Genomic DNA, 26,871 nt, shown 5'->3' with positions numbered 1-26,871 from the left:
ATGAGTGAGCACGACGAAATCGCGGAGCTGGAAGACGCTCGGGAACAGAACAACGCGCCCGACCACGGTGAGGCCATGCGCCTTGCCGAGGCCCTTCTGTTCGCCTCCGCCCTACCCATGAGTGTCGAGGATCTCGCAGGCCGTCTGCCGGAAGGCGCGAACGTGCCGCAGATCCTCGAGGACCTGTCCGGGTTCTATGCAGGCCGGGGTGTCAACCTCATCCGCGTGGCCGGGGCCTGGACCTTCCGCACGGCGAGCGATCTTTCCTTCGTTCTGTCCCGCGATGTGATCGAGCAGAAGAAGCTCTCCCGCGCCGCGATGGAAACGCTCGCCATCATTGCCTATCACCAGCCGGTGACCCGTGCGGAGATTGAAGAAATCCGCGGCGTCGCGACCTCCAAGGGCACGCTGGACCTGCTGCTTGAAACGAGCTGGATCCGCCTGCGCGGCCGCCGTCGCGTACCGGGACGGCCCGTGACGTATGGCACGGCGCCCGCCTTCCTCAGCCATTTCGGGCTCGATGCCATCGACGACCTACCGGGCCTCGAAGAGCTGAAGGGCGCGGGCTTCCTGGAAGGCCGTGTGCCGCCGGGCATGTCGGTGCCCGTGCCGTCCGATGCCGAGACCCTGCGTGAGGATGAGGACCCGCTTGATCAGGATGACCTGTTCATGCCCATCGAGATCGAGCCCGAGGGTGAGCCCGAGCCGGGGGCTGAAACCGGGTCCGAAGCGGAGGCAGCCGAGGAATGACGTCGGCCCCATCCCCGGGAAGGGATCGCTTTCGCCTGCCGCGCTGGGGGCAGCGCGGCACAGCCGGAGCATCGATCCCGGCGCGGCTGACCTTTGAGAATATCGTCCAGACCTATGGCAGCCTGAACGCCCTGAACGGCCTGTCGCTGACCATCGAGCCGGGTGAGCTCGTCTGCCTTCTCGGCCATTCCGGCTGCGGCAAGACGACCCTGCTGCGCATCGCCGCCGGCGTCGAAGCGCCGACCTCGGGCCGCGTGCTCATGGATGAGCGGGAGGTCAGCGGACCGCAGGCCTTCCTCCAGCCCGAGCATCGCGGCATCGGACTGATGTTTCAGGACTACGCCCTGTTCCCGCACCTGACTGTGCTGGAGAACGTGCTGTTCGGCCTCAAAGGCCTTGCGGCCAAGGATGCGGAGGCCTCCGCGCGCCGCGCCCTGTCCCGCGTCGGGCTCGAGCATTACGCGAACGAATATCCCCATACGCTGTCAGGCGGCGAGCAGCAGCGCGTGGCGCTGGCGCGCTCCATCGCGCCGCGTCCCGGCGTTCTTTTGATGGACGAGCCGTTCTCCAACCTCGACCGGCGGATGCGCGACGCCATCCGCGACGAGACGGTGGCGATCCTGCGGGAGACCCGCGCCACCACCATCGTGGTGACGCACGATCCGGAAGAGGCCATGCGCATCGCCGACCGCATCGTGCTGATGCGCGCCGGGGCGATCATCCAGCAGGGTTCGGCGGAGGATCTCTACCGGCGGCCGGAAAACCTTTTTGCGGCGCGGTTTTTCTGCGATTTCAACGAGGTTCGCGGCGAGGTCCGGAGCGGCCAGGTTTCGAGCCCGGTCGGGATTTTCCCGGCTCCGCACCTCGCGGATGGGACGAATGCCGTCGTCTGCATCCGTCCACAGGGTATCCGCCTCAAGCCGGCGGGCCTTTGCCTGCCGGGGCGGGTCGTCTCCCGCCGCTTCCTGGGCGAAGTCGAGCTTTTGCAGATCAATGTGCAGGGCGTGGACAGGCCCTTGCAGGCCCGCATTCACGATCCTGTCTCGATCGGTGTGGGACAAGATGTCGGGATCGAGATTGATCCGAAGGATGTCCTTGTTTTCGCCGCGACCGATCCTTAGGTTGGCCGCACATTACACCTGAAACCCGTTCGGTCAGGTTGAGGAGGATTGTCATGGGTGGCACTAGCATTTGGCATTGGATCGTCGTCGGCTTGATCGTCGTCCTGCTGTTCGGGCGGGGCAAGATCTCCGACATGATGGGCGATGTCGCCAAGGGCATCAAAGCCTTCAAGAAGGGCATGGCCGAGGACGACAGCGCGAAGCCCGCGCAGCCGGCTGCCGCCGAGCCGGCCCGCACTATCGACCATCAGTCGGCTGCGAACAGCACCGCGACGACGACCGATCAGAAGATCGGCTGAGCCGTGCGTGGCCGCGAAAGCGGCCTCCGTCATTGTGTGAGAGTAGGTCCGGGACCGCGTCATGTTGGACATGAGCTGGGGTGAAGTCATGGTGATCGGCGCTGTGGCGTTGATCGTCATCGGCCCTAAAGACCTGCCGAAGGCCCTGCGGACGCTCGGCAACATCACCGGCAAGGTGCGCCGCATGGCGGCCGAGTTCCAAGGCCAGTTCCAAGAGGCGATGCGCGAGGCCGAGCTGGACGACGTGAAGCGTCAGCTCCAGGGCATGAACGAAACCGCGGGCAAGGGCTTCAACCCGATCCAGACGATCCGGGACGAGCTGAAGGGCGCTGTCGAGGCGCCGGTCACTCCGTCGCCGACCGTCACGGGCGAAGCCGTTGCCGAGGTTCCCCCGAGCGGCGCAACCGCCGAGCCGCCGCCTGCCGATCCGCTGCTCGCCCTCGAAATCCCGCCCGCGCCCGCCATGCCAGACCCCGCTGAAACCATCGCCGCCTCCCTGCGGCAGGAGGCCGAGGCCAAGGCGGCGCAGGAAGTCCAAACGGCCCCCGAGCCCAAACCGGATGCGAAAGCCTGATGACGACCGAGGTTGAGGAGGATGAGGTCGAGGCGTCGCGCGCGCCGCTGATCGAGCACCTGATCGAGCTGCGCGCCCGCCTGATCCGGGCGGTCATCGCGTTCGTGGCGATGTTCTTCATCTGCTTTGCGGGCGCGAAGTACATCTACAACGCCCTCGTGTGGCCCTATGTGCTGGCGGTCGGCTCGGCCGAGAACGCGCACCTGATCTACACCCACGGCCTCGAATATCTCTTCACCCAGATCCAGGTGGCTGCCTTCGGCGCGGGCTTCCTCGCCTTTCCGGTCATCGCCACCGAAATCTACAAGTTCGTTGCGCCGGGGCTTTACAAGAACGAGCGCCGGGCGTTCCTGCCTTATCTGATTGCGACGCCGGTGCTTTTCGCCCTCGGCGCGGCGGTCGTCTATTTCATGGCGATGCCGCTTCTGATGCGGTTTTCGGTGGGCATGCAGCAGCTTGCGAGCGCCAGCACGCCGGGAATCGCCTTCATGCCCAAGGTCAGTGAGTACCTGTCGCTGATCATGACGCTGATCTTCGCCTTCGGCATCTGCTTCCAGTTACCCGTCGTCCTCACCCTTCTGGCGCGGGCGGGGCTGATCGATTCCGATTTCCTCAAACAGCGGCGTCGTTATGCCGTCGTGATCGTGTTCGTCGTGGCTGCGGTTCTGACGCCGCCGGACGTCATCAGCCAGTTCGCCCTTGCGATCCCCACCTTGCTTCTTTACGAGGCGTCTATCTTCTCCGTCCGCATGGTCGAGAAGAAGCGCGCGGAAGCCGAGGCTGCGCGCGCGGCGGCAGGCTGAGGGCTCACGCCTTAAAACCCGCCGACCGTTATCCTTGGCATCTTCAATGCTTTAACGGTCAGCTCCCATGCACGACATCCGTTCCATCCGCGAGAATCCCGCAGGCTTCGATCAGGGCCTCAAGAGCCGGGGCATGGAGCCTTTGTCCGCGCGCCTGATCGCCCTCGACGACCGCCGCAAGAACGCGATCTCGGCGCTTCAGGCCGCGCAGGAGCGCCGCAATGCGCTCTCGAAAGAGATCGGCCAGGCGAAAGCCCAGAAGGATGAGGCGCGAGCGCAAGAACTCATGGCCGAGGTGGCGCGCCTGAAGGAAAACGTGCCGCAGCTCGAGCATGAGGAGCGCGAGGCTGGCCGGGAACTCGAAGAGGTTCTGGCCGCGATCCCGAACACGCCGAAGGGCGATGTGCCCGTCGGGCCGGACGAGACCGGCAACGTTGAGCGCCACCGCTTCGGCAACCCCAAGAACCTCCCCGCCGCCAAGCAGCATTTCGAGATCGGTGAAGGCCTCGGCCTCATGGATTTCGAAACCGCCGCGAAGCTCTCGGGCTCGCGTTTCGTGGTGCTGAAAGGCCAGCTCGCCCGGCTTGAGCGCGCCCTCGGTCAGTTCATGATCGACCTTCACACGAGCGAGCATGGCTATCTGGAAGTGAACCCGCCGCTTCTGGTGCGCGACGAGGCGATGTTCGGCACGGCGCAATTGCCGAAGTTCGAGGACGACCAGTTCTGGGCGTTCCCGGGCTCGACCCTGCAGGACGCGCTGACCGCGATGTTGAATGGGGAAGCGACCCGCGAGACGCTGCAGAAAGCGCTGAGCGACGCCCGCTACGGCCTCATCCCCACCGCCGAGGTGACACTGACCAATCTCGTGCGCGAGGCGATCCTCTCAGAGGAGGAGCTTCCGCTGCGCTTCACGGCGCTGACACCCTCGTTCCGCGCAGAGGCGGGGTCCGCCGGTCGCGATACGCGCGGCATGATCCGCCAGCACCAGTTCGTGAAATGCGAGCTTGTCTCGATCACGACGCCGGAAACCTCCGCCGACGAGCATGAGCGGATGCTGAACAGCGCCGAGAACGTGCTGAAGAAGCTCGACCTGCCGTTCCGCACCATGACGCTCTGCACCGGCGACATGGGCTTTGCCTCCGCCAAGACCTACGACATCGAGGTGTGGCTGCCGGGGCAGGGCATGTATCGCGAAATCTCGAGTTGCTCGGTCTGCACCGATTTCCAGGCCCGGCGCATGAATGCGCGCTACCGCACTGGTGACGGCAAGGCGCCGCGTTTCGTCCACACCCTCAACGGCTCGGGCCTCGCGGTCGGGCGCACCCTCGTCGCAGTTCTGGAGAACTACCAGAACGAGGACGGCAGCGTCACGGTTCCGGCGGCGCTCCAGCCTTACCTCGGCGGTCTGACCCGCATCGAGAAGCAGGGATAAGGCCGAAACGGGGACAGGACATGCGCATCCTCTGCACGAACGACGACGGCATCAACGCTCCAGGGCTGAAAGTCCTGGAGACGATTGCACGGGCGCTCTCGGACGATGTCTGGGTCGTCGCGCCGGAGACGGACCAGAGCGGTGTCGCGCATTCACTCTCGCTCAACGATCCGCTGCGTCTTCGTGAAATCTCCTCCCGCCATTTCGCGGTGAAGGGCACGCCGACGGATTGCGTCATCATGGGCATCCGCAACATCCTGCGGGACAACAAGCCCGATCTCGTTCTCTCCGGCGTCAATCGCGGCCAGAACGTCGCTGAGGACGTGACCTATTCCGGCACGGTCGCGGGGGCCATCGAGGGCACCATCCTCGGCGTTCCTTCCATCGCACTCTCGCAGGCGTCCGGCCCCGGTGGACACAAGACGATCAAGTGGCAATGCGCGGAACATCACGGCCCCGATGTCGTGCGCAAAATCCTCGCGGCGGGCATCGATCCAGGCATCCTCGTCAACGTCAATTTCCCCAATTGCGAACCGGGCGAAGTCGAAGGGCTGGCGGTGGTCAATCAGGGCCAGCGCAGCCAGGAACTCCTGCGCCTCGATGCGCGTGAGGACGGGCGCGGCAACCCTTACTACTGGATCGCCTTCGAGCGCGGCCCCTTCACGCCGGGCACCGGCACCGATCTGTGGGCCATCGCTAACCGCAAGATCGCGGTAACGCCCCTGCGTCTCGACATGACGGACGAGCCGACCTTGACGCGCTACGCGCAGGCCCTGACCTGAGGCCTGCATGTCAGGTGAGCGCTCTCTTCCCGGCCAGATGGATCTGCCCTTCTTCTCGGAGGAGCCCGATCCTGTCGTTGAAGAGGCGGTCGAGGTTGGCTCCTTCATCCTGTCCTTGCGCGCGCGCGGCATCCGCGACACGGCCTTGCTGCGTGCAATGGAGCTTATCCCGCGCGATGTCTTCGCACCGCGCCGCTTTGCCGATCTCTCGCGCAGCGATGTCGCCCTGCCTTTGCCCTGCGGCCAGACCATGACGTCTCCCGGCGCGGTGGCGAGCATGGTCACCGCGCTCGGCGTTCAGGAAGGGCAACGCGTTCTCGAAATCGGCACGGGCACCGGCTACGTGACGGCTCTTCTCGCGCGGATGGGAGCCGAGGTGCATTCGGTCGAGCGGTTCAACACGCTGGCCGAAAGCGCGATCCAGCATCTGAAGATCGTGGAGCTTGCCAATTGCGCGCGGCTCGAAATCGGTGACGGTCTTGCTCAGCGGGTGCGCGAGCGGTTCGACCGCATTCTCCTCAACGGCGCGGTTCTTTCGATTCCGTCCACCGTCACATCCCTGCTCGGGCCGGGCGGACGCCTTGTCGGCGCGGTGACAATTGAGGGCTTCCCACGTCTGGTGCGGATCGACCGGCTCGAGGATGGCCAGTTGCGGCAGGAGCTTGGCGCGGGCTTGCGCCTCTCGCCGCTCGTGACCGGGGTCGCCGCGACTCTCTGAAAAATTTCAGACAGGGTTACGAAAAAATTCGTCGCATCAACGCTTGCTTAACCTGAATCGTTTTTTAATCGGCCCCGTCGAGTTGCGTTGCGTTGGGGTTTGTAATGCGTAAGCCTGTGTTGTCTGGGCTTTGGGTGGTCGTGTCGCGTGCCGCTCTTGTCGGGTTGATCGGTAGTGCTGCCGCCGCGTGCAGTTCGGATACGATCCGTCTGGCCGATAATCCTTTCTCCAATCCGTTTTCTTCCAGCGAACGGCTCGCCGAGCCGCAGTCGACGGCGTCCACGCAGGGCTACAACGCTCCCGTCGCGTCCGTGCCGACAGCGCCCATCCAGTCGCAGGCGCTGCCCCCGATCCAGGGTGGTGCGCAGCCGATGAGCCTTTCTCCCGCTCCTGTCGCAGCCGTCGCCCCCGCACCGGTTGCCGCCGGTGGCGCAGGCGGCTGGTCCGCTGCCGGCGGCACTCGCATCACGGTCGGCAACAACGACAGCCTCAACATGATTTCCCAGCGCTATGGCGTCCCCTCCAACGCCATCCTCGCTGCGAGCGGTTTGACGAGCCCGGCGCAGGTGCGCCCCGGCCAGCAGCTTGTGATCCCGGTCTATCACGCTGCGGGCGCCGCTCCTGCTCCTACTCCGACCCGTGTGGCGTCCGCCGGTCCTGTCGCTATTCAGGCTCCGCAGGCCGCGCCGCAGACCAAGGTCCAGTTCGTCGATCAATCGAAGCCCGCCAATGCCGCCAAGGTGGCGGCAGGCCCGCAGCCGATCGCTGCTGCCAAGCCTGGCACGCGTCCCGGCATGGCTGCTCCGGTTGTCGCAGCGCCCGTTCAGCCCGCCGAGACTGTCGACATGGCTCCCAAGGCCGCGCCGCAGCAGGTCGCGGCCCGTGTCGAACCGGCTCCGCAGAAGCCGGTGGTCCAGACCCAGCCTGTTGCTCCGCAGGTGGTCGCGCCGCAGCCCGAGGCTAAGGCTCCCGCAGCCGAGCCGGAACAAACGGCGAGCACAGGTGCCGGCGATTTCCGCTGGCCCGCCCGTGGCCGCGTTATCGCAGGCTTTGGCGCCAATGGCGGCAATGAAGGCATCAACATCGCCGTGCCGGAAGGCACCCCGGTGAAGGCCGCCGAGTCCGGCGTCGTCACCTACGCAGGCAGCGAAGTGAAGGGCTACGGCAACCTCGTCCTCATCCGTCACGAGAACGGTTACGTGTCGGCCTACGCCCATAACGGTGCGCTGAGTGTGAAGCGTGGCGAGGCGGTCAAGCGCGGACAGGTCATCGCCACCTCCGGCCAGACCGGCAACGTGACCTCGCCGCAGCTCCACTTCGAACTGCGCAAGGGCGCAAGCCCCGTGGACCCGATCCCGCATCTCGGCGGCTAAGCTGCATGACCCGGAAAAGTGGGAACCGGTTTTCCGAAAAGGTTATGCGATAAAGAGAATTCGGATAGATCAGGCTTCGAGACCCGAAAACTGATCCAAAGAGGGGACGGTGGAGCTCAGCCACCGTCCCTTTTTTATTTGCTCTACCTCACCCTAAGGAGGCGCGTTAGCGCCGTCTCGAAGGGCGAGGCGTCTCCAGTGCGCGCTGGATCCTCCTTCGAGACGCGGCTTCGCCGCTTCTCAGGATGAGGGAGGGAGGCAGAATCGCTTGCTGGCGGCGCTTTTAAATCGCCTGTCCCAACCGTCCCGCGAGCTCCTGAATGAACTGCCACGCCGTACGCCCCGAGCGTGCGCCGCGGGTGGTGGCCCATTCCAGCGCCTCGGCGCGGATGGCGTCCCGGTCGGCCTTGAGGCCGAGGTGATTGACGTAGGCGTAGACCATGTCGAGATACTCGTCCTGGCTGCACTTGTGGAAGCCGAGCCAGAGGCCGAAGCGGTCGGAGAGGGAGACCTTTTCCTCGATGGCCTCGCCGGGGTTGATGGCGGTGGAGCGCTCGTTGTCCACCATGTCGCGCGGCAGGAGGTGACGGCGGTTCGAGGTGGCGTAGAAGATCACATTGTCCGGGCGGCCCTCAATGCCGCCTTCCAGCACGGCCTTGAGGGACTTGTAGGACGTATCGTCCGCGTCGAAGGAGAGGTCGTCGCAGAACACCACGAAGCGGTGCGCGTCCGCCCGCAGGAGGCCCATGAGCTCCGGCAGTGTCTCGATGTCCTCCCGGTGGATCTCGATCAGCTTCAGGGGCAAATGGCCGGCGGCACGGGTGGCGTTGATCTCGGCATGGACCGCCTTGACGAGGGAGGACTTGCCCATGCCCCGCGCGCCCCAGAGAAGCGCGTTGTTGGCGGGCAAGCCGTTCGCGAAGCGGCGGGTGTTGTCCGACAAGGTGTCCCGCACCCTGTCGATGCCGCGCAAAAGGCCCATCTCGACCCGGTTGACCTTGAGGACCGGCGAAAGACGGCGGCCGGAGGCCTGCCAGACGAAGGCGTCGGCGGCGGTGAAATCGGGGTTGCCGAGGGCAGGCGGGGCCGCGCGCTCCAGGGCGTCGGCGATCCGGCGCAGGAGGTCGAGAGCCTCCGGAGAGACGGAGGAGGACGCAAAATCGGTTGGGATCTTTGTCATGACGGCTCTCGCAAACGGGTACGGGGTTGCTTATCTGCTAAGCTCCACAGCGTCCATTCCCTCCGAGCGGAGGAAAACCGGTCGGCTTCATTGATTTCGTGAAGTCGATGGGTATAGTCCGCGCCACTCGGAATCCTTTCTTGGTGCGGGTGGGCCTTAAAAACTTAAGCCCGCCACGCGCGGTTATTCATGGAGAGCCTCTTGTTCATCACTCCCGCTTTTGCCCAGGGGGCCCCGGCCGGGGGCAGTACGGATATCATCCTACAGCTCGTGCCGTTCATCCTGATCTTCGTGATCATGTGGTTCCTCATCATCCGCCCGCAGCAGCGCAAGGTTCGTGAGCACCAGGAGATGATCAAGAACGTCCGCCGTGGCGACACCGTCGTCACCTCCGGCGGCATCATCGGCAAGGTGATCAAGGTGACCGACGATTCTCCCGACGCCGAGGTCGAGATCGCCGAGGGCGTACGCGTGAAGATCGCCCGCTCCATGATCGCGGAAGTCCGCTCCAAGGGCGAGCCGGTCAAGGCTTGATGAGCCTGGGCTTTGGCCCTCAGGCACGATTGGGGCAAGCGGCCGCCGCTTGCCCTTCACGATTTAAAGGTTTGAGCTGACGATGCTGCGTTTCTCGACGTCGAAAGTTGTCGCCACGATGGCGATCATCGTGATCGGTCTGCTTCTCGCCGTACCGAGCGCCTTGTCTCCGGATCAGCGCAAGGCGCTCCACGCCTCGCTGCCGAGCTGGGTTCCCTCGTGGGTGGTGCCCTCGCGCGCCATCGTGCTCGGCCTCGACCTGCAGGGCGGCTCGCACGTCCTGCTTGAGGTGGACACGCAGGATCTCCTGCGCACGCAGACCACGCAACTGCGCGACGACGTGCGCCGCGTGCTGCGCGAAACGCGCGTGACGCCGCAGGGCGGCATTCAGATGACGCAGCGCGGCGTGCAGATCCGCGTGACGGACGCCGCTGACCGGGAGAAGCTTCTGCCCAAGCTGCGCGAGCTTTCGCAACCGATGGGCAGCGCCATCCTCGGCCAGTCGGGCACGCGCGACCTCATCGTCACGGACGCGCCCGACGGGCTCATCAACCTGACCTACACCGACGCCGGTATGAACGAGAAGGTGCGCCGCGCCGTCGATCAGGCCATCGAAGTGCTGCGCCGCCGCGTCGACGCGCTCGGCACCACGGAGCCGAACATTCAACGCCAGGGCGCCGACCGCATTCTGGTTCAGGTGCCGGGCCTGCAGGACCCTCAGCGCCTCAAGGACATTCTCGGCAAGACTGCAAAGCTCGAATTCCGCCTGCTCGGCCAGCAGGGCGCTGCCGATGCGGATATGCTTCCCTCGCGCGATGCCGGCGGCCAGAGAGTGCCCGTCGAGCGCCGGGTGATCGTGGAGGGCGGCGATCTCGTCGATGCGCAGCCTGCCTTCGATTCCCGCACCAACGAGCCCATCGTCAATTTCCGCTTCAACATTCGCGGCGCGCAGCGCTTCGCGCAGGCGACGACGGAAAATGTCGGCCGGGCCTTGGCTATCGTTCTCGATAACGAGGTGATCTCGGCTCCGGTCATTCAGACGCCGATCACGGGCGGGCAGGGCCAGATCTCGGGCCGCTACACGGTGCAATCGGCGACGGACCTCGCGGTGCTGCTGCGCGCGGGCGCGCTGCCGGCGAAGCTCACCGTCGTGGAAGAGCGCACCGTCGGCCCGGGCCTCGGTCAGGACTCGATCCAGGCGGGCAAGATGGCGACCTATGTCGCCGGCGTTCTCGTCGTGATCTTCATGTTCGCGACTTACGGCGTGTTCGGCTTCATCGCCAACATCGCGCTTCTCGTCCATGTGGGCCTGATCTTCGGCCTGATGTCGATCCTGGAAGCGACGCTGACGCTTCCGGGTATCGCGGGCATCGTGCTCACCATCGGCACGGCGGTGGATTCCAACGTGCTGATCTACGAGCGTATCCGCGAGGAAGTGCATGGTGGGCGTTCGCTGGTCTCGGCCATCCAGGCTGGTTTCGACCGCGCCTTCGCGACCATCATCGATTCCAACAGCACGATGGCGATTGCCGCCTTGATCCTGTTCTTCCTGGGATCGGGACCGGTGCGCGGCTTCGCGGTGGTGTTCATTCTCGGCATTCTGACGACAGTCATCACGGCGGTCACGCTGACGCGCATGATGATCGCGCTCTGGTATCAGTGGGCGCGTCCGAAGACCCTGCCGTTCTAAGGATGCCCGGCGTTATGACCATGTCGGGACTTTTTGAGATTGTTGCTATTGCATTTTCGCGTGGCGAGCCCGTTCCGGCTCGCCCGGAAATGCCTTGAGGAGAGCTGCTGTGCGCCTTCTTCGCCTTTGGCCTGAGAGTGCTCATTTCGATTTCATGCGCTTCCGGCGCTGGTCGTTCCCGCTGTCGGCGTTCCTGTCGCTTGCGACCATCGCGCTGTTCCTAAGCGTCGGGCTGAACTTCGGCATCGACTTCAAGGGCGGCACGCTCATGGAGTTGCAGGCGAAGTCCGGAACGGCGGATGTGGCTAAGGTGCGCCAGACCGCCGAGGGCTTCGGCTTCGGCGAAGTCGAGGTGCAGGAATTCGGCACCGCCGGCGGCTTGTCCCTTCGCTTCCCCATCCAGTCCGGCGGTGAGGCCGCGCAGAGCGCTGTGGTGCAGAAGGCGCGCGACACGTTCAGCCCAGAATACGAGTTCCAGCGTGTCGAGACCGTCGGTCCACGCGTTTCGGGCGAGCTTGTGCAATCGGGCACCATCGGCATCATCCTCGCCGTCATCGCGGTGCTGTTCTATCTCTGGTTCCGGTTCGAGCGGGAGCTGGCGGTGGGCGCCATCATCGGCACGCTGCACGACATCGTGCTCACCATCGGCTTCTTCGTCATCACGCGGCATGAATTCAACATGACGTCGATCGCGGCGATCCTCACCATCGTCGGCTATTCGCTGAACGAGACCGTGGTGGTGTTCGACCGTACGCGCGAATTGCTGCGCCGCTACAAGACCATGCCGACCCGCGAGTTGCTGAACCTCTCGATCAACACCACCATGTCGCGCACCGTGATGACGGCGACGACGACGGCCCTCTCGCTCATCGCGCTGGTGACCTTCGGCGGCCGCGCCATCGAAGGCTTCGCGCAGGTGATGCTGACGGGCGTGGTGATCTGTACCTATTCGGCGATCTTCATTTCCTCGCCCATGCTGATCTATCTCGGCCTGCGCAGCTCGGAAAGCGCGAAGGCTGCGGAGGGCGAGGTCGCTCCAGCCGAGTGATCGTGGAAGGGGACGCCATGAGCAGCCGCCCGATCCTCGACGGTTTCGTTCCCGGTCGCTACGAAATCGACGCCTACGGCAATGGCGGCTTCCGCTTCGCGGACATGTCGCATCGCGGCTCGATCCTCGTCCTGCCCTCGGGCATCAAGGCGTGGCCTGTTACTTCGGTAGCGGAGCTGACAGAGGAATCCCTCGCGCCAGTCTTCGCGGAGGCCGATCAGCTGGAGTTGCTCCTCCTCGGCACGGGCCTTGACGTCGTCGCCATTCCGGAGGCTTTGCGCTGGCGTTTCCGTGAAAACCGCATCGGCCTCGATGTGATGCAGACGGGTGCGGCAGCCAGAACCTACAACATCCTGCTCGGCGAAAACCGCAAGGTCGGCGCGGCCTTGATCGCGGTGTAGCTCATGGCTGAGGACAATCTCACCTTCGCCTATGCCCATTGCGAAGCGCTCGTGAAAGAGGGCGATCCCGACCGTTATTGGGCAACGCTCTTTTCGCCCGCCGACAAGCGCCGCCATCTCTTCGCGCTTTATGCCTTCAGCTTCGAGATTGCCCGCGTGCGCGATTCCATCACCGAGGCGCTGGTCGGCGAAATGCGCCTGCAATGGTGGCGCGATGCGTTGCAGGGCGAGGCGCGTGGCGAGGTGCGCGCGAACCCCGTGGCGGCGGCGCTCGACGATACCATCGTCACCTTCCGTCTACCGCGTCAGCCGCTGGTCGATCTCATCGAGGCGCGCGTTTTCGATCTCTACGAAGACCCCATGCCAAGCCTCAACGATCTCGAGGGCTATTGTGGGGAAACCTCGTCGAGCCTGTTCCGGCTCGCGAGCATCATCCTCGCGGGCGGAACGGATCCCGGACAGGCCGATGCCGCCGGCCACGCGGGTGTGGCTTACGCCATTACCGGCCTGCTGCGCGCCTTTCCCTGGCACTCACGGCGACAGCAGGTCTATGTCCCCAGCGATATTCTCAATCGCCATGGCGTGGTGCGGGACGATATCGTGATGGGGCGCGGCGGCCCCGGCCTGATGGATTCCCTCGCCGATCTGCGCGCCGTCGCGCGCCGTCATCTCACGCAAGTGCGCGTTTTAAGCCCTGCGATTTCCAGCGCCGCCTTGCCCGCCTTCCGCCCACTGGCGCTGGTTGAACCGTACCTGCGGCTCATGGAAAGCCGCGACTACGACCCGTTCGCGACAGTGATCGAGCTTGCCGCCTGGCGACGCATCTGGTCGCTGTGGCGCGGAGGGTTTTGAAAGACATCCCGCGTTTTCCCTCCTCTTGCAGGGAGGGGGCGGATCCTAAACACGCATCATGAGCGATAACGTGTAAGAGCTTTCTCCTCGATCTTCTTGATCCATGCGTCCTTGCAGTCGCTATAAGCATGTGAGTCGTCAGGGTGAAGGCTTTTGCAGCGCGCCTTCTCTTGATCGTAGGCACGCGCGATCTCCGGTCGCTCGCGAAGATAGTCGCGGAAGGCAAGATGGCGTTCGATTTCCGAGGAGCCATCCTCAAAACAATGAAGATGGATCAGCCTGCGCCCCGTTTCGGGTTCGCTTTTCGTGCAGTAGCGCCGCCCCGGCAACCCTAACTCGCCCCACCATTCGTAACCGAGCGCTTCGACGTCATTCTTACGGTCGTCCAGCTCCGATAAGCTCGTGACAACAGGGATGAGATCCAAAATCGGTTTGGCGGATATGCCGGGAATAGCTGTCGAGCCGACATGGTGGACGATTGTCAAAACCGGCCCAAGGGCTACGGCAAGCCTTTCACTTTCGACTGCGCTTATTTCCGGCCACCGAGGATCGTGGGGCACCAGCTCGACTTTGATTGGGGGCGGCAACCTGTTTTCCTTTCACGCATGGCCTCGGTAAGCGCTCTTCTCTATTCAGCGGCAACTGGGACCGCGGATTCCCGCAGCCACGTCGCAAGGTCCGCGCGCGCGCGGTCCGTGAGCGCGTGTTTCTTCGCTACAGCCTTTGCCGGGCCGCGCAGGCGCTTGCCGTTTTCGTCCTTCGCCGCGTGTTCGATGGGCGGGAAGAGGCCGAAGTTGACGTTCATCGGCTGGAAGGAGCGCGGGCCCTCGTCGATGGTTTCGATATGCCCGCCGGTGATGTGGTTGATGAGCGCGCCCATCGCGGTCGTGGAGGGCAGGGGCTCAATCGGGCGGCCAAGGCGCTCGGCGGCGGCGAAGCGGCCTGTCATGAGGCCGACCGCCGCGCTCTCCACATAGCCTTCGCAGCCGGTGATCTGGCCTGCGAAACGCAGGCGCGGCATCGCCTTGAGGCGCAGGGTGCTGTCGAGCAGCGTCGGCGAGTTGAGATAAGTATTGCGGTGCAGGCCGCCGAGGCGCGCGAACTCTGCCTTCTCGAGGCCGGGGATCATGCGGAACACATCGCTCTGCACGCCATATTTCAGCTTGGTCTGGAAGCCGACCATGTTGAAGAGCGTGCCGAGGGCGTTGTCCTGCCGCAATTGCACGATGGCGTAGGGCTTCACGTCCGGCTGGTGCGGATTGGTGAGGCCGACGGGCTTCATCGGGCCGTGGCGCAGCGTCTCGCGCCCGCGCTCGGCCATGACCTCGATGGGCAGGCAGCCGTCAAAATACGGCGTGTTGGCTTCCCACTCCTTGAAGTCGGTCTTGTCGCCGGAAATCAGCGCGTCGACGAAAGCCTCGTACTGCTCCTTCGTCATCGGGCAGTTGATGTAGTCCTTGCCCGTGCCGCCGGGGCCGACCTTGTCGTAGCGAGACTGGAACCACGCCACGTCCATGTCGATGCTCTCGCGATAGACGATAGGCGCGATGGCGTCGAAGAAGGCGAGTTCCTTCTCGCCCGTGAGCGTGAGGATCGCTTCCGCAAGCGCGGGCGAGGTGAGGGGGCCCGTTGCGATGATGACGGAGGACCAGTTCTCCGGCGGCAGCCCGGCGATCTCGCCGCGTTCGATGGTCACGAGCGGGTGCGCTTCGAGCGCAGCGGTGACGGCGGCGGAAAAGCCATCGCGATCCACCGCCAAAGCGCCGCCCGCCGGCACCTGGTTCGCGTCGCCCTTCGCCATGATGAGCGAGCCGAGGGTGCGCATCTCCTGATGTAGCAGGCCGACGGCGTTGGCCTGCGCATCGTCCGAGCGGAAGGAGTTGGAGCAGACGAGTTCGGCGAGCCCTTCCGTCTTGTGGGCGTCGGTGCCGCGCACGGGGCGCATTTCATGCAGCACCACGGGCACGCCGGCCTGCGCGATCTGCCAGGTGGCTTCCGATCCGGCGAGGCCGCCGCCGATGACGTGGATGGGTTCCATGCTGCTCATCTCGCTAATCCCGAAAGGGGGCCTTGTTGACCGTGGAAATGGTGCGGGTCAAGCTGCGCCGCTCCATTTTCCGAACAGGTTCATCATCATGTCCCAGAAGCGGCCGGTTGTCCTTATTACAGGAGGCAGCCGCGGCATAGGCGCTGCGGTGGCGCAGCTTGCCGCCGCGCGCGGCTACGATGTCGCCATCAATTTCAAGTCCGACCGCGCCGCTGCCGAAGAGGTGCTGGCGGCCTGCCGCATCGCCGGTGCGAACGTTGTCGCCTGTCAGGGGGACATGGCGCGTGAGGAGGATGTGGCGCGGCTGTTCGATGAAGCCGTCGCGGCGCTCGGCCCGGTTTCCCACATCGTCAACAATGCGGGGATCACGGGCCGCTCGGGCCGTCTCGACGCGACGGCTGCGGAGACGATACGCGCCTGCATCGACATCAACGTGCTCGGTGCGATCTTCGTGGCGCGGGAAGCCGCGCGCCGCCTTTCGACCCGCCATGGCGGTCCGGGTGGCACCATCGTCAACATATCCTCCGTCGCGGCGCGGCTTGGCAGCGCGGGTGAATATGTCTGGTACGCGGCCTCGAAGGGCGCCATCGATTCTTTGACCGTGGGGCTGTCGCAGGAGCTGGCTGGGGATGGTGTGCGGGTCAACGCGGTTTCGCCCGGCATCACGCGCACCGATATCCACGAGAAGAGCACGGGCGACGCGGCGCGCGTGGAGCGGCTGCGCTCGAGAATACCGCTGAACCGGATCGGCGAACCGGAGGAGGTGGCCGAGGCGGTGCTGTTCCTGATGTCGGACGCGGCGTCCTACATCACGGGCGCCAACATTCCCGTCTCGGGCGGGCGATAAAAGACCCCTGAAAAAGCAAACGCCCGCCGGAAGGCGGGCGAGGGCCTTTGCTGCAGTGCAGCTAAATTTACGCAGTCGCGTGTTCGCGAGCGATGCTCTCGATCTGGAAGCGCGAGATGCCGAGATCGTCCAGCTCGCGGTCGCTGAGGACCGACAGCTCACGGACGGTTTCGCGGTAACGCAGGTAAGAGCGGACTTTGGCGAGGACGTAGGAAACGAACATTGGGAAACTCCTTAGTTAGCCGGCCCCAGTGACCGGCGGCTTTGTTCTTGCTGTGTGCAATGCAGCATATAAGGGCGATCATTCCTAAAGAGGAGCGGTAATAATGTAGGTCAGTTATGCTTTAGTAGCATATCGCCTTAAGGCCACGTTAATGAGGCCCGCAATGGCGGCATGGGTCTTAACCATGCGGGTACGGAAAAGGCTAAGGTCTTTAAAAGGAAAGAATTTTTCCGTGCCGTCGCCTGTCGAGGCTGTTCCGGGGCGGGGCGTGAATCGCGCGGGAGCGCGCATTCCGGAAGCGATAAGGAAAACACGAACGTATGTCGGCGTTGTGACAACGCGTGAAACGCGGGCCCGAGGCTCGCTTTATTCTCCCGTCTTTTCCCGCCGAAGGCACTCGGCAAGGAAGGTCGTGACGGCTGCGACGGCGGAGTTGCCTTGCAGATCCCGGTGGTACGTGAGCCAGACGTCCCTTGAAATCAAGCGACCGGCAGGGTCGGCCTTTTGCAGACCGTATGCTTTGCCCGCGAAGCGGGGGAGGACGGCAACCCCGACATGCGCCTGAGCCGCCGCGCCCTGAATGGCGAGTTCGTTCGTGCGGAACACGATGGGCCGCTCGCCGGCGAGCTCCTTGAGCCAGACCTGATGCGGAGCCGTGTCGAGGCTCTCGTCGAAGGCGATGAACTCGAACTCTTCCTCCCGCCTTGAGGCCAGATATTCCCGCGAGGCATAGGGCTCGTATGTCATCATCCCCACCTTGCGCGCGACGAGGGTCATATCGCTGGGGCGGGCAAGGCGCAGGGCGATGTCCGCCTCCCGTCGGGGCAGGGAAACCATTCTGCTCTCGCCGAGCAGGCGTAGCCGAAGGCGCGGATAGGCTTCCTTCAGGAGATTGAGACGCGGTGCAATCAGCAAGGATGCGATGACCGGCGGCGCGCTCACCGAAACTTCGGCGGCTGCATCCTCCTGCCGGGCGAGAGCCATCCGCTCGATGGCGAAAGCCTCGATCTCGATGCGCCGCGCATACTCCGCCACGCGCTCGCCGTCGGACGTGAGGACATAGCGTCCGGCTCTCCGGTCAACGAGCTTGACCCCGACGGCCTCTTCGAGCGCCGCGACCCGTCGGGCGACGGTTGCATGCTCCACCTTCAGCCGCCGGGCCGCCCCGGACAGGGACCCTTCATCGGCGAGCGCGGTGAAGTGGCGAAGATCGTCCCAATCGAACATTCCCGATTCTTTCACACCCAATGGGAAGAGTTCGGGAATTTCGCACAGTCTCGGTCCATTGCAAGGTGCTGTCTCCTCAACGGAGACCAAGCAATGACGAATGTTCGCAAAATTGTCCGGATTCAGGCAAAGCCTGGATTGGCCGCTTCAACGCGCACGGCTCTTCTCGACCTGCAAAAGGCGACCCAGACGGAAGCCGGATGCCGCGAGTTTCTGTTCTTCCAGGCTCTCGGTGACGAGAACTCCTTCCTGCTGATCGAGGATTTTGCCAACCACGAGGCGCTCGACCAGCACATGAAGCTTCCGCACACCCAGGCCTTCTTCGCGCGCGATCTCGTGGCGGGGATCAAGCCGATCGACAAGGGATGGATGGCATGACCGGGAAGGCATCGCCCACGCATCGTTCGGAGACGGCCTTCCGTTTCAGGAAGCTGCCGGCCCGTGCGCAGATCGTGGTGTTCCCCATGATCCTGTCGCTGCTCATGTCCGGCGTCGTCTCGACGATTGCGACCCTCAAGGCCGTTGGGTTCGAACCCGGCATCGTGTGGAAGATCCTTCAGGCGTGGGGCGTCTCCTACGCCATCGCATTTCCCAGTGCGCTTGCCGTGATGCCCGTGGTGAGAAAGATCGTCGCCGCTATCGTTGAAACACCCGGTCGGTGAAGGTTAGGGCAAGTCGACGAAAAAGCCGTCGGGATGGCATGCCCCCTGTACCCCGGTTGCTTTCTGGCTTCAGATGCGTGACGAAAACGTCGCGTATCTGAAGCGTCGGAGTTGCTGAAATGAATCGCCGTCTTGTCGGCCTGATAGCGGCGCTCGCCCTCGGCCCCTTGAGCTTGGCCGCCTGTGCGACCCCGACCGAAGGGGGCCGCCTTGCGTTGATAAGGATCCTGCGGGAACAGGTCAGTCGATGCTACGTGCCCCTTGTGCAAGCGAGAGGGGCGGAAAGCGCCAAGATCGAGATGCGCTTGAATCCTGACGGATCGCTCGCAGGTCCGCCGAAGGTGCTGAGCACGCCTGCGGATTCCGCTGCCGCGAGGGCCGCCGTGCGGGCGGTGGAACGTTGCGCGCCATTCAAGATCCCCGCCGCGTTCGCAAATCATTACTCGACCTGGAAGGTCGTGCAGATCATTTTCGATCTGAGTTGAAGAGGCCCCGGATGTGCCGGGACGCCCTTACTCCGCCGCCTGCTTCGGCGCTTTCCCCTTCTTCAGCGGTCTACGCGCCAGCACCTCCTTGAGGAAGCGGCCCGTGTGGCTGGCTTCCACTTTGCAGATGTCCTCCGGCGTGCCCTGAGCCACGATCTGGCCGCCGCCGTCGCCGCCTTCCGGGCCCATGTCGATGATCCAGTCGGCGGTCTTGATGACTTCGAGATTGTGCTCGATCACGACGACGGTGTTGCCCTGGTCGGCGAGTTCGTGGAGCACTTCCATGAGCTTGGCGACGTCGTGGAAATGCAGGCCGGTGGTCGGCTCGTCGAGAATGTAGAGCGTACGGCCGGTGGCGCGCTTGGAGAGCTCCTTGGAGAGCTTCACGCGCTGCGCCTCGCCGCCGGAGAGCGTCGTCGCCTGCTGGCCCACATGGATGTAGTTGAGGCCGACGCGGGCGAGCGTTTCCATTTTTTCGCGGATGGTCGGCACGGCCTTGAACAGGTCCTTTGCCTCCTCGACCGTCATGTCGAGCACGTCGGCGATGGACTTGTCGCGATACTTCACCTCCAGCGTCTCGCGGTCGTAGCGCTTGCCCTTGCACACGTCGCAGGTCACGTAGACGTCGGGCAGGAAGTGCATTTCGATCTTGATGACGCCGTCGCCCTGGCAGGCCTCGCAGCGGCCGCCCTTCACGTTGAAGGAGAAACGCCCCGGCTGGTAGCCACGCGCCTTCGCCTCGGGCAGGCCCGCGAACCATTCGCGGATCGGCGTGAACGCACCGATATAGGTGGCGGGGTTCGAGCGCGGCGTGCGGCCGATGGGGGATTGGTCGATGTCGATGACCTTGTCGAGATGTTCCAGCCCTTCAAGCTTGTCGAAGGGCGCGGGATGCTCCATCGCGCCGTTGAGGCGCTTCGCCACCGCCTTGTAGAGCGTGTCGATGACGAGCGTCGACTTGCCGCCGCCGGAGACGCCGGTAATGCAGGTGAAGGTGCCGAGCGGAATTTCCGCCGTCACGTTCTTCAGGTTGTTGCCGCGCGCGCCTGCGAGTTTGAGCATGCGGCTCTTCTGGGGCTTGCGGCGCTGGGCAGGAACCGGAACGCTCTTCGCGCCGGTGAGATACTGGCCGGTGAGCGATTTCGGGTTGGCCATGATTTCCTTCGGCGTGCCCTCGGCGATCACCTTGCCGCCGTGGATGCCGGCACCGGGGCCGATGTCGAACACGTAGTCCGCCTGCAAAATCGCGTCCTCGTCGTGCTCCACCACGATCACCGTGTTGCCGAGATCGCGCAGGCGCTTCAACGTGCCGAGCAGGCGTTCGTTGTCGCGCTGGTGCAGGCCGATGGAGGGCTCATCGAGCACGTAGAGAACGCCAGTCAGCCCGGAGCCGATCTGCGAGGCGAGGCGGATGCGCTGGCTCTCGCCGCCGGAAAGCGTGCCGGAGGAGCGGGCGAGGGTGAGATATTCAAGGCCCACATCGACAAGGAAGGTCAGTCGATCGCGGATCTCTTTCAGAATGCGGCCCGCGATTTCGTTCTGCTTCTTGTTGAGGGATTTCGGCAGATCGACGAACCACTTATGCGCGTCGCGCACGGATAGCCCCGTGGCGTCGCCGATATCGGACTTCGCGATCTTCACCGCGAGCGCTTCCGGCTTCAACCGCTTACCGCCGCAGGAGGCGCACGGCGTCTCGCTCATGAAGCGGCCGATCTCCTCACGTGACCAGTCGCTCTCGGTTTCCTTGTAGCGGCGCTCGAGGTTGGTGATGACGCCTTCGAACGGCTTCTTCACCTCGTAGGAGCGCAGGCCGTCGTCATAGGAAAAGCGGATCGCCTCGTCATCCGAGCCGTAGAGAATGACGTCCTGCACCTTCTTCGGCAGTTCGCTCCAGGGCTTCGTGGTCGAAACCTTGAAGTGCCGTGCGATGGCCTCCAGCGTCTGACCATAATAGGGCGAGGATGACTTCGCCCACGGCGCGATGGCGCCGCGCTTCAGGGTCAGATCCGCGTCCGGCACCACGAGGGCCGGGTCGATGGTCATCTCATGCCCGATGCCGCCGCAGGTGGGACATGCGCCGAACGGGTTGTTGAACGAGAACAGGCGCGGCTCGATCTCGGGGATCGTGAAGCCCGAAACGGGGCAGGCGAACTTGGAGGAGAAGGTAATGCGCTTCGGCGCTCCCTTCTCATCCTTCTCGTCCGCATATTCGACGATGGCGATGCCGTCCGCGAGGTCGAGCGCCGTCTCGAAGGATTCCGCCAGCCGTGCGCCGATATCGGAGCGCACGACGATGCGGTCCACCACCACGTCGATGTCGTGCTTGAATTTCTTGTCGAGGGCAGGCGCCTCATCGATGGCGTAGTATTCGCCGTCGATCTTAAGGCGCTGGAAGCCCTTTTTCTGGAACTCGGCGATTTCTTTGCGGTATTCGCCCTTGCGGCCGCGAACGACCGGCGCGAGCAGAAAGAGCCGCGTCTTCTCCGGCAGTTCCAGCACCCGGTCCACCATCTGGCTCACCGTCTGGCTTTCGATGGGAAGGCCGGTGGCGGGGGAATAGGGCACACCCACGCGCGCCCAGAGCAGGCGCATGTAGTCGTAGATCTCGGTGACGGTGCCCACCGTCGAGCGCGGATTGCGCGAGGTGGTCTTCTGCTCGATGGAGATGGCGGGGGAGAGGCCGTCGATCTGGTCGACGTCCGGCTTCTGCATCATTTCCAGGAACTGGCGGGCGTAAGCGGAGAGCGACTCCACATAGCGGCGCTGGCCCTCGGCGTAGATCGTGTCGAAGGCGAGCGACGATTTGCCGGACCCGGAAAGCCCTGTGAACACCACGAAGTGGTCTCGCGGCACCATCAGATCGACGTTCTTGAGGTTGTGCTCCCGCGCCCCGCGCACGGAAATCACACGCGCATTCGGATCGCCCGCCTTCGCGCGGTTGAACAGATCGTCGAGTTTAGCCATTGCCAAGCCTGTGAATGAAGCCGCCCGCATGGGCGAAAGGTCCGATATGTGATGCGGCTGCCGCCGACACAACCGGGTGTCTCACAGGAGTCTATAGAACAAAGAGGGTACGAGAAGCAACCGGCCGGCGCGATGTGTCAGGGGCTTTTAAGGGCAGCGTTCCATGTGAGGCTGACTGGTTGCCGGTACGGAATTTATACTTATGAAACGAAATGGCCATAGGAACGAAACATTAGCACAATTCCTGGGCCGGGACTCCTATGCCGACTTACAATTCCACGAGCAATACTTACACTCTCGATATCGGCGAGGTGGTGGCATTTGTCATGCCGACGACAGCCGGCAACGCGAGCGTCATCGGCAATGACCTTGCCAACGTCATCACCGGCAATGGTGGAAACAACCATATCGAGGCCGGTGGCGGCGACGACGTCATTATTGGCGCGGACGGTGCGGATACGCTGATCGGCGCGGACGGCAACGACATTCTGGACGGCGGTGTTGGTGCCGATACGCTTGTTGGCGGCGAGGGACGGGACAGCTATTACGTCGATCACGAAGGCGATCTGGTTGTTGAAGACCCGAGCTTGTCGGGCGTTGATACTGTCCATGCTTCGATTTCGTATCGCCTGACCGTCGGTGTCGAGAACCTCACACTTGTCGCCAGTGCCGGCGACCTGAACGGCACTGGTAACGATCTCAACAACATTCTGAACGGCAACGAAGGCAACAACAGCCTGGATGGCGGGCTGGGCGACGACACGCTCATCGGCGGTGGCGGTGTCGATACGTTGAGGGGTGGAGCAGGCGACGATACCTATTGGTATGACGGCACGTCGCTCATCATCGAGGACGCGGGCGGGGGCAGTGACACTTTTGTCGTCTCCGCCGGCTTCGATCTCAGGACCGTCGCCAATATCGAAAACCTGTCGCTGTCCGGTGCTGCGAATATCGATGCCATCGGCAATGATGCCGCCAACAAAATTTACGGCAATAATGGCAACAATCATATCGATGGCGGCCTCGGCGCCGATCTGATGGCCGGCGGCGGCGGTGACGATACCTATATTGTCGAGAGTATCGGCGACATCGTGGTGGAGTACTTCAATGGAGGCCGTGACACGGTCAGGTCTTCGATTTCCTTTACGCTTGGGGCGAATGTTGAAAATCTCGTTCTGACGGGAAGTGCCAATCTTTCTGGCGTCGGCAACGAGCTCGGCAACGCGTTGACCGGGAACAGCGGCAACAACACGCTCGATGGGGGTGACGGAAACGACACGTTCGAGGGCGGCGCAGGAACAGACACGCTACAGGGCGGAAACGGAGACGATGTCTACATCGTGTCCGACACCAATGACATCATCATCGAGGTTGATAACCTGGGGCGCGGCGGCCTCGACGAGGTTCGAAGCTCGGTTTCCTTTGCGCTTGGAGCCTATGTCGAAAACCTTGTCCTCACCGGCAGTGAGAAGATTGACGGCACGGGCAACGAACTCGACAACAAGCTCATCGGCAACAGCGCGGACAACGTTCTCGACGGCGGTGCGGGGAATGACACCCTGCAAGGCGGCGCCGGCAACGATACGCTGCGGGGCGGCTCTGGCGAGGATACGCTGGAAGGCGGCGCCGGAGACGATGTTTATTTCTTCGATTATGCCAAGCAGATCGTCGAGCTTGCGGGGCAGGGCATCGATACCGTCATCACCACGTCAAATTACGTTCTGGCGGCGAATATCGAGAATCTGACGGCGGCCACCGCCTCTCTGTCGCTCACCGGAAACGAGCTCAACAATCTCATCGTCGCCGATCTCGGCTCCAATCACCTCGACGGCGGAGCTGGAGCCGACACCCTGCAGGGTGGTGCGGACACCGATTTCTACGTCGTCGATAATGTGGGTGATGTCATCATCGAACTTGCCGGCGGCGGAGAAAACGACAACGTCACCACCTCGGTCAGCTATACGTTGAGTGCGAATGTGGAAGCATTGCACGCGGCTGCGGGCTTCGCGCCGCTCGTGCTCACGGGCAACGCCTTCAACAATGTAATCACCGGTAATGACGGCGACAACACGCTCGATGGCGGTGCCGGTGCAGACTGGCTCCAGGGAGGACTTGGCAACGATACGTACATCATCGACAGCGCCGCTGATTGGGTGCTGGATACTGGCGGTGTCGATACTGTGATCACAAGCGCCAGCGTCAGGCTCGATGACGGTGTCGAGATCCTCAAGGCAGTGACGGGGACGACGAAAATCAACCTGACCGGGAACGATCAGAACAACGTGATCGAGGGCAATGACGGAGCAAACAGGATCGACGGCGGTGCCGGTACGGATCAGCTCCGAGGCGGTAAGGGCAAAGACGTCTTCATTTTCGGCGCGAAGCCCGTTGCCGCCAATCGCGACAAGATCCTGGACTTCTCCGTCAAGGATGACTCGATCTATCTGGACAATGCGGTTTTCAAGAAGCTCGGCAAAGGCACTGAGGCAAAGACCGGCAAGCTCTTGAAGGACTTCTTCGTCATCGGCTCGAAGGCTCAGGACAAGAACGACTATCTTATCTACAACGACAAGAAGGGCGTTCTTTATTACGATGCCGATGGCTCTGGAAAGGGCAAGGCGGTCGAAATCGCCACCCTCTCCAAGAAACTCGTGATGACCGAGAAGGACTTCTTCATCATCTGAGCGAGAAGCGCGCCAGGCTCAACCGGTGAGGACATTCCGAGGGAGCAACCGTTGAACACTGACTGTTCGACGTATGAAAAAAGCCCGCCTCATGAGGCGGGCTTTATCGTTCGATATGACTGAAGATCAGAAATCGAAGACGAAATGGGAGGCCTTCAGGGCTGCCCTGTTGGCGAGCGTGAAGATCTCGTAGGCCGCTTGGGAGCCTGTTCCGTCCGGATCGTACGTGAGACGACCGTCATCCGTGTCATAGAGGAACTGGCCCTTGGTGGAGTTCGCGATCGGATCCGTGCCGCTGACGAGGAAGTTCGCCCGGTCGATGTTGCCTACGTCCGACAATTCAGAGCGCGAAATAAGGATCCGGTCGTTCTTTGTGGCGAAGTCCAGAACAGTGACACCGGACGTGTAGTCGGTGGCGACGAAAATGTCGTTCCCAGCCCCGCCGAACAACTTGTGGTCCCTGCCATAGGCTTTGAGCTTGTCGTTCCCAGCCCCGCCGTCGACGCTAAAGCCTCGAAGGCCGCTGGTGACTATGATAGTGTCGTTGCCCTTGCCGCCCTTGACAGTTCCCGAAGAGCCTCCGACGTCAATCTTGTCGTCGCCCTTCGAGCCGATCACGGACGCCCCGTCGAGCAGATTGCTGATGTTGACGACAGCCCTCTCGAACTGGCCCGCCTTCATGCCGAGAGCCCCAAGGTCTGCGGCCTTCTTGTTGGAAATATTGGACAGGTTGAGGGTAGCGACAGCGCCGACGTTGACGAAGAGCGTGTCGTTGCCGGCGCCGCCGAGCGCTTTGTCGTTCGCGTGGAGATAGACCCTGTCGTTTCCTGCCCCGCCGTCCAGGACATCCGCAACGTCATCGAAGTCACCATCGAGTATGTCGTTGCCGTCCCCGCCCGACAGGCTGTCGCTACCCCATCCTCCGTCGAGGTTGTCGTCACCCTTGCCGCCGATCAGCTTGTCGTTGCCATCTTCACCGTAGAGACGGTCGTCACCCGCATCGCCTGACAACTTGTCATTGCCATCGCCACCCCAGAGGATGTCGGTGTCATTCCCGCCTGCCATGACATCGTTGCCATCACCGCCGTAAAGGGTGTCGCGACCATCGCCGCCCGACAGGTTGTCGTTACCGCTGCCGCCCAGGAGACTATCTTCGCCCTTGCCGCCGGTCAGCTTGTCATTGCCTTCATCGCCGCTGAGATAGTCGTTGCCGTCATCGCCCGACAGCTTGTCGTTGCCGCCGCCACCATAGAGCACGTCATTGCCATCGCCGCCCGAAAGAGTATCGGCGGTGTCGTCGTATGTGCCATCACTGTTGCCGGTGAGATAGTCGTTGCCTTTGCCGCCTTCCATCTTGTCCGCGCCAAGACCGCCGTCGAGCCGGTCATCGCCATCGCCTCCGACCAGCTTGTCTTTGCCATCGCCACCGTAAATGGAGTCGTCGCCGGCATCGCCGAACAGCTTGTCGTTGCCTTGAGCGCCGTAGATTTCGTCGTTGCCACCCAGACCATGGAGGGTGTCGCTCTTGATAAGGCCGTAGAGCCAGTCTGCCGCTTGCGTGGCCTTGAAGGGATTTTTCTTGGATGAGGTCGCCATTGGTCTCTGCCGATCAGAATGAGTCGCCAGTTTACGAAACTATGCAGTGTTGCCGGCGAGCGAACCCTCGAAAAGAATGGGAGACAGAGGATCCTGTCCAAAACCCCGCAAGCCCGTGAGAGGGGGCGATCCGGTGCGGTCAAAGGATTGTCTGCGCCTGACGTGCGCTATCTCTTCTTCCTTGCGTGGTGCCGACGGATGCCGTCGCACCCGTTAGCTTGAGGGAGAACGGTCATGTTCGTGCGTTTTGCCGTTTTTGCCTGCGCGCTCGCCTGCGGCTCTTCTGCCTTTGCCGGTCCCTGCGCGCCGATGATCGACCGCGCCCAGACGCAGGTCGATGCCCGCATCGATGCCCTTGCCGGAAAAGGCCGTTCAGCGCCGGAAAGCACGGGCGCGCTTCGACATCAGCAGCCGACGCCGGAATCAATCGCCCGCGCCGAGCAGAAGCTCGGGGAGGGGTTCAAGGCCGAGCCTGCTCTTGTGCTGCTGGCGCAGGCCCGCAAGGCCGATGAGGCCGGCGACATGGCAGGCTGCGAAAAGGCTCTCGAGCAGCTGCGCGCGCTTGCGCAGTGACGGCCC

The 26,871-nt window shown here is 63.4% G+C and carries 27 protein-coding genes; 20 read left to right on the top strand and 7 right to left on the bottom strand.

Features of this window, described 5'->3' with window-relative positions:
* The 9 genes from scpB to DQW91_RS13830 all read left to right on the top strand — a co-directional run bounded on the left by scpB (position 1) and on the right by DQW91_RS13830 (position 7,852).
* On the top strand, positions 1-750 hold the full coding sequence (gene scpB / locus DQW91_RS13870; RefSeq protein ID WP_112664239.1) for an SMC-Scp complex subunit ScpB: 750 nt from the start codon (positions 1-3) through the stop codon (positions 748-750).
* Positions 747-1,871 (top strand): ABC transporter ATP-binding protein, encoded by a 1,125-nt coding sequence (locus tag DQW91_RS13865; protein WP_112664238.1) that lies wholly within the window; start codon positions 747-749, stop codon positions 1,869-1,871. The genes scpB and DQW91_RS13865 overlap by 4 nt, the downstream gene beginning before the upstream one ends.
* Before the next feature lie 53 nt (positions 1,872-1,924).
* Positions 1,925-2,170 carry a twin-arginine translocase TatA/TatE family subunit gene (locus DQW91_RS13860; protein ID WP_112664237.1) on the top strand — a complete coding sequence of 82 codons (246 nt, stop codon included), beginning with the start codon at positions 1,925-1,927 and terminating at the stop codon, positions 2,168-2,170.
* Between the two features lie 61 nt (positions 2,171-2,231).
* Positions 2,232-2,744 (top strand): Sec-independent protein translocase protein TatB, encoded by a 513-nt coding sequence (gene tatB, locus DQW91_RS13855; RefSeq protein ID WP_112664236.1) that lies wholly within the window; start codon positions 2,232-2,234, stop codon positions 2,742-2,744.
* Positions 2,744-3,547 (top strand): twin-arginine translocase subunit TatC, encoded by an 804-nt coding sequence (tatC, locus tag DQW91_RS13850; protein ID WP_112664235.1) that lies wholly within the window; start codon positions 2,744-2,746, stop codon positions 3,545-3,547. Before tatB ends, tatC begins: the two co-directional genes overlap by 1 nt.
* Positions 3,548-3,614: 67 nt before the next feature.
* On the top strand, positions 3,615-4,979 hold the full coding sequence (serS, locus tag DQW91_RS13845) for a serine--tRNA ligase (protein ID WP_112664234.1): 1,365 nt from the start codon (positions 3,615-3,617) through the stop codon (positions 4,977-4,979).
* Positions 4,980-4,999: 20 nt separating this feature from the next.
* Positions 5,000-5,761: a 5'/3'-nucleotidase SurE gene (surE, locus tag DQW91_RS13840; protein WP_112664233.1), complete on the top strand. Its 762-nt coding sequence runs from the start codon at positions 5,000-5,002 to the stop codon at positions 5,759-5,761.
* A gap of 7 nt (positions 5,762-5,768) precedes the next feature.
* Positions 5,769-6,479, top strand: a complete 711-nt coding sequence (locus DQW91_RS13835) for a protein-L-isoaspartate O-methyltransferase family protein (protein WP_245411038.1) — start codon at positions 5,769-5,771, stop codon at positions 6,477-6,479.
* A 104-nt stretch (positions 6,480-6,583) separates the two neighbouring features.
* Complete coding sequence (locus DQW91_RS13830; protein WP_112664231.1) at positions 6,584-7,852, top strand: M23 family metallopeptidase; 1,269 nt, start codon at positions 6,584-6,586, stop codon at positions 7,850-7,852.
* Between the two features lie 283 nt (positions 7,853-8,135).
* On the opposite strand, the gene DQW91_RS13825 is transcribed toward DQW91_RS13830, so the two are convergent.
* Complete coding sequence (locus DQW91_RS13825; RefSeq protein ID WP_112664230.1) at positions 8,136-9,032, bottom strand: ATP-binding protein; 897 nt, start codon at positions 9,030-9,032, stop codon at positions 8,136-8,138.
* A 201-nt stretch (positions 9,033-9,233) separates the two neighbouring features.
* On the opposite strand from DQW91_RS13825, the gene yajC reads away from it, so the two are divergent.
* From yajC to DQW91_RS13800, 5 genes are all read left to right on the top strand, one after another.
* Positions 9,234-9,566: a preprotein translocase subunit YajC gene (yajC, locus tag DQW91_RS13820; protein WP_245411037.1), complete on the top strand. Its 333-nt coding sequence runs from the start codon at positions 9,234-9,236 to the stop codon at positions 9,564-9,566.
* Between the two features lie 82 nt (positions 9,567-9,648).
* Positions 9,649-11,256 carry a protein translocase subunit SecD gene (gene secD / locus DQW91_RS13815; protein ID WP_112664228.1) on the top strand — a complete coding sequence of 536 codons (1,608 nt, stop codon included), beginning with the start codon at positions 9,649-9,651 and terminating at the stop codon, positions 11,254-11,256.
* Between the two features lie 109 nt (positions 11,257-11,365).
* Positions 11,366-12,304 carry a protein translocase subunit SecF gene (secF, locus tag DQW91_RS13810; protein ID WP_112664227.1) on the top strand — a complete coding sequence of 313 codons (939 nt, stop codon included), beginning with the start codon at positions 11,366-11,368 and terminating at the stop codon, positions 12,302-12,304.
* 17 nt (positions 12,305-12,321) lie between these two features.
* Entirely contained in the window at positions 12,322-12,705 is a 384-nt protein-coding gene (locus tag DQW91_RS13805) for an Mth938-like domain-containing protein (RefSeq protein ID WP_112664337.1), read from the top strand.
* 3 nt (positions 12,706-12,708) lie between these two features.
* Positions 12,709-13,557 (top strand): phytoene/squalene synthase family protein, encoded by an 849-nt coding sequence (locus tag DQW91_RS13800; RefSeq protein WP_112664226.1) that lies wholly within the window; start codon positions 12,709-12,711, stop codon positions 13,555-13,557.
* 56 nt (positions 13,558-13,613) lie between these two features.
* Here DQW91_RS13800 and DQW91_RS13795 read toward each other — a convergent pair whose 3' ends face one another.
* Both DQW91_RS13795 and trmFO read right to left on the bottom strand, forming a co-directional pair.
* Complete coding sequence (locus tag DQW91_RS13795; RefSeq protein WP_112664225.1) at positions 13,614-14,144, bottom strand: GrpB family protein; 531 nt, start codon at positions 14,142-14,144, stop codon at positions 13,614-13,616.
* A gap of 41 nt (positions 14,145-14,185) precedes the next feature.
* Complete coding sequence (gene trmFO / locus DQW91_RS13790) at positions 14,186-15,604, bottom strand: methylenetetrahydrofolate--tRNA-(uracil(54)-C(5))-methyltransferase (FADH(2)-oxidizing) TrmFO (RefSeq protein WP_112664224.1); 1,419 nt, start codon at positions 15,602-15,604, stop codon at positions 14,186-14,188.
* A gap of 88 nt (positions 15,605-15,692) precedes the next feature.
* Between trmFO and DQW91_RS13785 the strand changes: the two genes are divergently transcribed.
* Positions 15,693-16,451 carry a glucose 1-dehydrogenase gene (locus DQW91_RS13785; protein WP_112664336.1) on the top strand — a complete coding sequence of 253 codons (759 nt, stop codon included), beginning with the start codon at positions 15,693-15,695 and terminating at the stop codon, positions 16,449-16,451.
* 67 nt (positions 16,452-16,518) lie between these two features.
* Here the strand turns inward: DQW91_RS13785 and DQW91_RS13780 are convergent, their stop codons facing one another.
* Together DQW91_RS13780 and DQW91_RS13775 are read right to left on the bottom strand one after the other, a co-directional pair.
* Positions 16,519-16,674: a DUF1127 domain-containing protein gene (locus tag DQW91_RS13780; protein ID WP_112664223.1), complete on the bottom strand. Its 156-nt coding sequence runs from the start codon at positions 16,672-16,674 to the stop codon at positions 16,519-16,521.
* Between the two features lie 366 nt (positions 16,675-17,040).
* Positions 17,041-17,901 (bottom strand): LysR family transcriptional regulator, encoded by an 861-nt coding sequence (locus tag DQW91_RS13775; protein WP_112664222.1) that lies wholly within the window; start codon positions 17,899-17,901, stop codon positions 17,041-17,043.
* 93 nt (positions 17,902-17,994) lie between these two features.
* Here DQW91_RS13775 and DQW91_RS13770 point away from each other — a divergent pair, with 93 nt between their 5' ends.
* The 3 genes from DQW91_RS13770 (at position 17,995) to DQW91_RS13760 (ending at position 19,048) form a co-directional block, all read left to right on the top strand.
* Positions 17,995-18,279 carry a putative quinol monooxygenase gene (locus tag DQW91_RS13770; RefSeq protein WP_112664221.1) on the top strand — a complete coding sequence of 95 codons (285 nt, stop codon included), beginning with the start codon at positions 17,995-17,997 and terminating at the stop codon, positions 18,277-18,279.
* Positions 18,276-18,563 carry a DUF2798 domain-containing protein gene (locus DQW91_RS13765; protein ID WP_112664335.1) on the top strand — a complete coding sequence of 96 codons (288 nt, stop codon included), beginning with the start codon at positions 18,276-18,278 and terminating at the stop codon, positions 18,561-18,563. The genes DQW91_RS13770 and DQW91_RS13765 overlap by 4 nt, the downstream gene beginning before the upstream one ends.
* A 119-nt stretch (positions 18,564-18,682) precedes the next feature.
* Positions 18,683-19,048, top strand: a complete 366-nt coding sequence (locus tag DQW91_RS13760; protein WP_112664220.1) for a hypothetical protein — start codon at positions 18,683-18,685, stop codon at positions 19,046-19,048.
* A 27-nt stretch (positions 19,049-19,075) separates the two neighbouring features.
* Here DQW91_RS13760 and uvrA read toward each other — a convergent pair whose 3' ends face one another.
* Positions 19,076-22,012 (bottom strand): excinuclease ABC subunit UvrA, encoded by a 2,937-nt coding sequence (uvrA, locus tag DQW91_RS13755; protein ID WP_112664219.1) that lies wholly within the window; start codon positions 22,010-22,012, stop codon positions 19,076-19,078.
* A gap of 260 nt (positions 22,013-22,272) precedes the next feature.
* Between uvrA and DQW91_RS13750 the strand changes: the two genes are divergently transcribed.
* Positions 22,273-24,696: a beta strand repeat-containing protein gene (locus DQW91_RS13750; RefSeq protein WP_112664218.1), complete on the top strand. Its 2,424-nt coding sequence runs from the start codon at positions 22,273-22,275 to the stop codon at positions 24,694-24,696.
* 126 nt (positions 24,697-24,822) lie between these two features.
* On the opposite strand, the gene DQW91_RS13745 is transcribed toward DQW91_RS13750, so the two are convergent.
* Positions 24,823-26,292 (bottom strand): calcium-binding protein, encoded by a 1,470-nt coding sequence (locus DQW91_RS13745; RefSeq protein ID WP_112664217.1) that lies wholly within the window; start codon positions 26,290-26,292, stop codon positions 24,823-24,825.
* Positions 26,293-26,526: 234 nt separating this feature from the next.
* Between DQW91_RS13745 and DQW91_RS13740 the strand changes: the two genes are divergently transcribed.
* The gene (locus tag DQW91_RS13740; protein WP_245411036.1) at positions 26,527-26,865 is read left to right on the top strand and encodes a hypothetical protein; all 339 of its coding nucleotides are present in this window, start codon (positions 26,527-26,529) and stop codon (positions 26,863-26,865) included.
* The last annotated feature ends 6 nt before the right edge of the window (positions 26,866-26,871 follow it).

The sequence above is a fragment of the Microvirga flavescens genome, assembly GCF_003290125.1.
Taxonomy (GTDB): Bacteria; Pseudomonadota; Alphaproteobacteria; order Rhizobiales; family Beijerinckiaceae; genus Microvirga; species Microvirga flavescens.
Note: the sequence above shows the minus strand (reverse complement) of the source record. Positions and strands in the feature narration are given on the sequence as shown.